The 4,281-nt window shown below is 64.4% G+C and carries 4 protein-coding genes and 1 riboswitch; of the genes, 3 read left to right on the top strand and 1 reads right to left on the bottom strand.

All coding sequences use genetic code 11. The features are described from left to right. Positions 1 to 766, top strand: a 766-nt coding sequence (locus ENZ74_RS23650) for a glycosyltransferase (RefSeq protein WP_127313021.1), incomplete at its 5' end; no start/stop codon positions are given. A 7-nt stretch (positions 767 to 773) separates the two neighbouring features. On the opposite strand, the gene ENZ74_RS23645 is transcribed toward ENZ74_RS23650, so the two are convergent. Then, complete coding sequence (locus ENZ74_RS23645) at positions 774 to 1,961, bottom strand: O-succinylhomoserine sulfhydrylase (protein ID WP_063170015.1); 1,188 nt, start codon at positions 1,959 to 1,961, stop codon at positions 774 to 776. Between the two features lie 57 nt (positions 1,962 to 2,018). After that, a riboswitch (SAM riboswitch) is annotated at positions 2,019 to 2,096 on the bottom strand. Positions 2,097 to 2,170: 74 nt separating this feature from the next. Here ENZ74_RS23645 and ENZ74_RS23640 point away from each other — a divergent pair. Both ENZ74_RS23640 and ENZ74_RS23635 read left to right on the top strand, forming a co-directional pair. Beyond that, a complete protein-coding gene (locus ENZ74_RS23640) occupies positions 2,171 to 3,265 on the top strand; it encodes a 2'-deoxycytidine 5'-triphosphate deaminase (protein ID WP_063170016.1) in 1,095 nt (364 codons plus the stop codon). 100 nt (positions 3,266 to 3,365) lie between these two features. After that, positions 3,366 to 4,139, top strand: a complete 774-nt coding sequence (locus tag ENZ74_RS23635; protein ID WP_024503157.1) for an ABC transporter substrate-binding protein — start codon at positions 3,366 to 3,368, stop codon at positions 4,137 to 4,139. Positions 4,140 to 4,281: the final 142 nt, after the last annotated feature.

Here is a 4,281-nt window from a genome sequence, read left to right as displayed (position 1 = left end):
CGACTGGGTCGTCCTGGCCGATTCCAACGTGCTGATGCCGAGGGACTACATCCAGCACCTGATGGCTGCCTGGCGGCCCGGCACCGGCCTTGTCTGCTCGACGCCGATCGGCTCGCGGCCGGCCGGCTTCTGGGCCGAGGTCGAACGCGCTTTCCTCAACACGCTGCAGGCGCGCTGGCAATATGCCGGTGAGGCGCTCGGCCTCGGCTTTGCCCAGGGCAAGAGCATGCTCTGGAACAAGCCGATGCTCGATGCCAATGGCGGCATCCGCGTGCTGGCCGCCGAGATCGCCGAGGATGCCGCTGCGACCAAGCTGGTGAACAGTCTCGGCCTGCGCGTCAATCTCGTCGCCGCCCCCTTCGAGCAGCCGCTTGGCCGGCGCTCGTTTGACGAGATCTGGTCGCGTCAGGCCCGTTGGGCGCGCCTGCGCCGCGTCACTTTCCCGCTGTTCTTCGCACCCGAAATCCTGACGGGCGCCGTGGTGCCGCTGGTGCTTGCGCTGATTGCAGCGGCAAGCGCCGGCTTCAGCCTCTGGGCAACCGCCCTTGCCGTGCTGGCGGCCTTCTATCTTCCGGAGTGCGCCCTGGCCTGGTCCAAGGGCTGGTACCTGTCGCCACGCATGGTCGCCGCGATCATGGCGCGCGACCTGATCCTGCCGGCGATGTGGGGGCGCGGTTGGCTCGGCGGCGCCGTCGACTGGCGCGGCAATGCGATGACCATCGGCACCAAGACGGCCGAGCTGGAAGAGACGCCGTCCGGCGCCTGAAGGCCTCCTACCTGGCCTTCAGCGCCTGCGCGATGTCCTCGAGCAGATCGTCGGCATCCTCCAGGCCAACCGACAGCCTGAGCGTGCCCGGCCCGATGCCGAGCTCGGCGCGCGCCTCGTCGCTGAGATTTTTGTGCGTCGTCGTCGCCGGGTGGGTGATCAGGCTCTTGGCGTCACCGAGATTGTTGGAGATCAGGACGATGTCGAGCGCGTTCTGCAAGGCGAAGGCCGCCTGCTTGCCGCCCTTGACGTCCAGGCAGATCAGCGTCGAGCCGCCCGACATCTGCTTCTTGACGATGTCGGCCTGCGGATGGTCGGCGCGGCCGGGATAGATGACGCGCGCGATTTCCGGCCGTTCGGCCAGAAAATCCGCGATCCGGCCGGCACTTTCCGTCTGCTGGCGTACGCGCAGCGGCAGCGTTTCCAGGCCCTTCAGCAGCGTCCAGGCGTTGAAAGGCGAAAGGCTTGGGCCGGTATGGCGGAAATAGTCGTGCAGGTTCTCGTCGATCCACTTCTTGTCCGACAGGATGACGCCGCCGAGACAGCGCCCCTGGCCGTCTATGTGCTTGGTCGCCGAATAGACGACGATATGGGCGCCGAGCTGCAAGGGCTTCTGCTGCAGGGGCGTGGCGAAGACATTGTCGACGATCAGCCTGGCGCCGATCGAATTGGCAAGCGAAGCGACAGCGGCGATATCGACCACTTCCAGCGTCGGATTGGTCGGGCTTTCCAGGAAGAACAGCTTGGTGTTCGGCTTGATCGCCTTTTCCCAGTTGGCGATGTCGGTGCCGTCGACCAGCGTCGCCTCGATGCCGTATCTCGGCGCCAGCGTCTCGACCACCCAGCGGCAGGAGCCGAACAGCGCACGCGCCGCCACGATATGGTCGCCGGCCTTGGCGCTGCACAGAAGGGCGGCCGTCACCGCGGCCATGCCCGACGCGGTGGCGCGCGCGTCTTCCGCACCTTCCAGCGCGCACATGCGCTTCTCGAACATGTCGACGGTCGGATTGGCGTAGCGCGAATAGATGAAACCCGGCTCTTCGCCCTTGAAACGGGCTTCGGCGGCTTGCGCCGTTTCGTAGACATAGCCTTGGGTGAGATAGATCGCTTCTGACGTTTCGCCGAAACCGGAACGCAGCGTTCCGCTGTGCACGAGTGCCGTCTGAGGCTTCCAGTTGCGCTTCTTGGTGCTCATCGCTTTTCTTCCAGACACAAAAAAACCGGCCGCGAAAGTCGCAACCGGTCCATACGGCCTTGCGGCCCGACGGTCCTTTAGCGACTTGTTTAACGTGGCTGCAAGCCGACCGGCCAAATCACCACGGGATAACGACCCTTTAGACCCGCACCGCGCTTGCGTCAATTGCCGGCTTCATTAAGAGGTTTGTACCAAGCAGGAGTGGAGCCTTGCGGCAGACAGGCATTCTTCCCGACCAGGACATATCGGCGCTGCTCCAGTCCGGCGCGCTGAAGTCGGCGCGTGCGCTCGACACCGACCAGATCCAGCCGGCCAGCCTCGATCTCAGGCTCGGCGACAAGGCCTGGCGGGTGCGCGCCTCCTTCCTGCCCGGCCCCAATCACAAGGTCTCGGAAAAGCTCGACCGGCTGCAGCTGCACGAGATCAATCTGGCCGAGGGCGCGGTGCTGGAGACCGGCTGCGTCTACATCGTGCCCCTGCTTGAAAGCCTGGCGCTGCCGGCGGACATTTCAGCCTCGGCCAATCCGAAGAGTTCGACCGGACGGCTCGACATCTTCACCCGCGTCATGACCGATCGCGGCCACGAGTTCGACAAGATCGCGGCCGGCTATCATGGCCCGCTCTTTCTGGAAGTCAGCCCGCGCACCTTCCCGATCGTCGTCCGCACCGGGTCGCGCCTGTCGCAGATCCGTTTCCGCACCGGCAATGCGCTGCTCTCCGAAGCCGAGTTGCACGACCTGCATCGCACGCAGATGCTTGTCGCCACCGAGCCGCCGAACATTTCCGGCGGCGGCATCGCGCTGTCGATCGACCTCAACGGCGATCAAAGCGGCTTGGTCGGCTATCGCGGCAAGCATCACACCGGCCTCGTCGATGTCGACAAGCGCGCGGCCCAGGAAGTCGTCGACTTCTGGGAACCGATCCACAAGAGCGGCGCCGGCGAACTGGTGCTCGACCCCGATGAATTCTACATCCTCGTCAGCCAGGAGGCGGTGCATGTGCCGCCGCTCTACGCCGCCGAGATGACGCCCTTCGATCCGCTGGTCGGCGAATTCCGCGTCCATTATGCCGGCTTCTTCGATCCGGGCTTCGGCCATTCCGCATCCGGCGGCACCGGCAGCCGGGCGGTGCTGGAAGTGCGCAGCCATGAAGTGCCGTTCATCCTCGACCACGGCCAGATCGTCGGCCGGCTGGTCTACGAGCATATGCTGAAGCGGCCGCAGGCGCTCTACGGCACCGATCTCGGCTCCAACTACCAGGCGCAGGGCCTGAAGCTGTCCAAGCATTTCCGCGCCGCGCGCTGACCCTCATTGCCCCAAGGCAAAATACTTGCCTGTACCGGCTCGCCATGCTTGGCTGCCTTGCCGCCCGTCAAGCTGGCGGCGTTCAAGGGGAACCAAGAAAATGCGATTTTCGAAATGGGTCATATCGGCGGCGGGCGCTGCCATGCTGGCAACACTGGCCGGCTCTCTGTCGGTGCAGGCGGCGGAGAAAATCAAGATCGGCACCGAGGGCGCCTATCCGCCGTTCAACACCATTACCGCCGACGGCAAGGTCGAAGGCTTCGACATCGACATCGCCAATGCGCTGTGCGCGCAGATGAAGGTCGAATGCGAGATCGTTACCCAGGACTGGGACGGCATCATTCCCGCTTTGCAGGCCAAGAAGTTCGACGCCATCATCGCCTCGATGAGCATCACCGAGGAGCGCAAGAAGCAGGTCGCCTTCACCAACAAATATTATACGACACCGCTGGCTCTGGTGGCGCCGAAGGACACCGATCTCACCTCGACCGAACCGGCGGCCCTTGCCGGCAAGACGGTCGGTGCCCAGGCTTCGACCACGCAGGCCGACTATGCCCAGAATGAATATGGCAAGGCGGGCGCGGAGGCCAAACTCTATCCCACCCAGGAAGAGGCGATCACCGACCTGACCAACGGTCGTCTTGACGCCGTGATCTCGGACAAGTTCGTGCTGATGGATTGGCTGAAGAAGGCAAGCGACGGCTGCTGCAAGCTGGTCGGCGACGTCAAGGGCACCGAGACCCAGGCCGGCATCGCCGTGCGCCTGGACGACACGGCCCTGCGCGACAAGCTCAACGCGGCCATCGACGCGATCGTTGCCGACGGCACCTACAAGAAGATCCAGGCCAAGTATTTCGACTTCGATATTTATTGAGGCAGAGGCGCCTTTTCCTTCTCCCCTTGTGGGAGAAGGTGTCGCCGGAGGCGACGGATGAGGGGTGTTCCAGGGAACGCCAACGTTTCACTCCGCTGGAACACCCCTCATCCGTCTCGGCGCTAACGCGCCGATCCACCTC

It is taken from the genome of Mesorhizobium sp. M7A.F.Ca.CA.002.15.2.1 (assembly GCF_003998715.1).
Taxonomy (GTDB): Bacteria; Pseudomonadota; Alphaproteobacteria; order Rhizobiales; family Rhizobiaceae; genus Mesorhizobium; species Mesorhizobium ciceri.
This window is presented reverse-complemented; position numbering and strand designations above follow the sequence as displayed.

What these genes read in the sequence shown, in the direction of transcription:
- ENZ74_RS23645 (WP_063170015.1), bottom strand. Translation starts at nt 1,961, where the DNA reads ATGAGCACCAAGAAGCGCAACTGGAAGCCTCAGACGGCACTCGTGCAC.
- ENZ74_RS23635 (WP_024503157.1), top strand. Translation starts at nt 3,366, where the DNA reads ATGCGATTTTCGAAATGGGTCATATCGGCGGCGGGCGCTGCCATGCTG.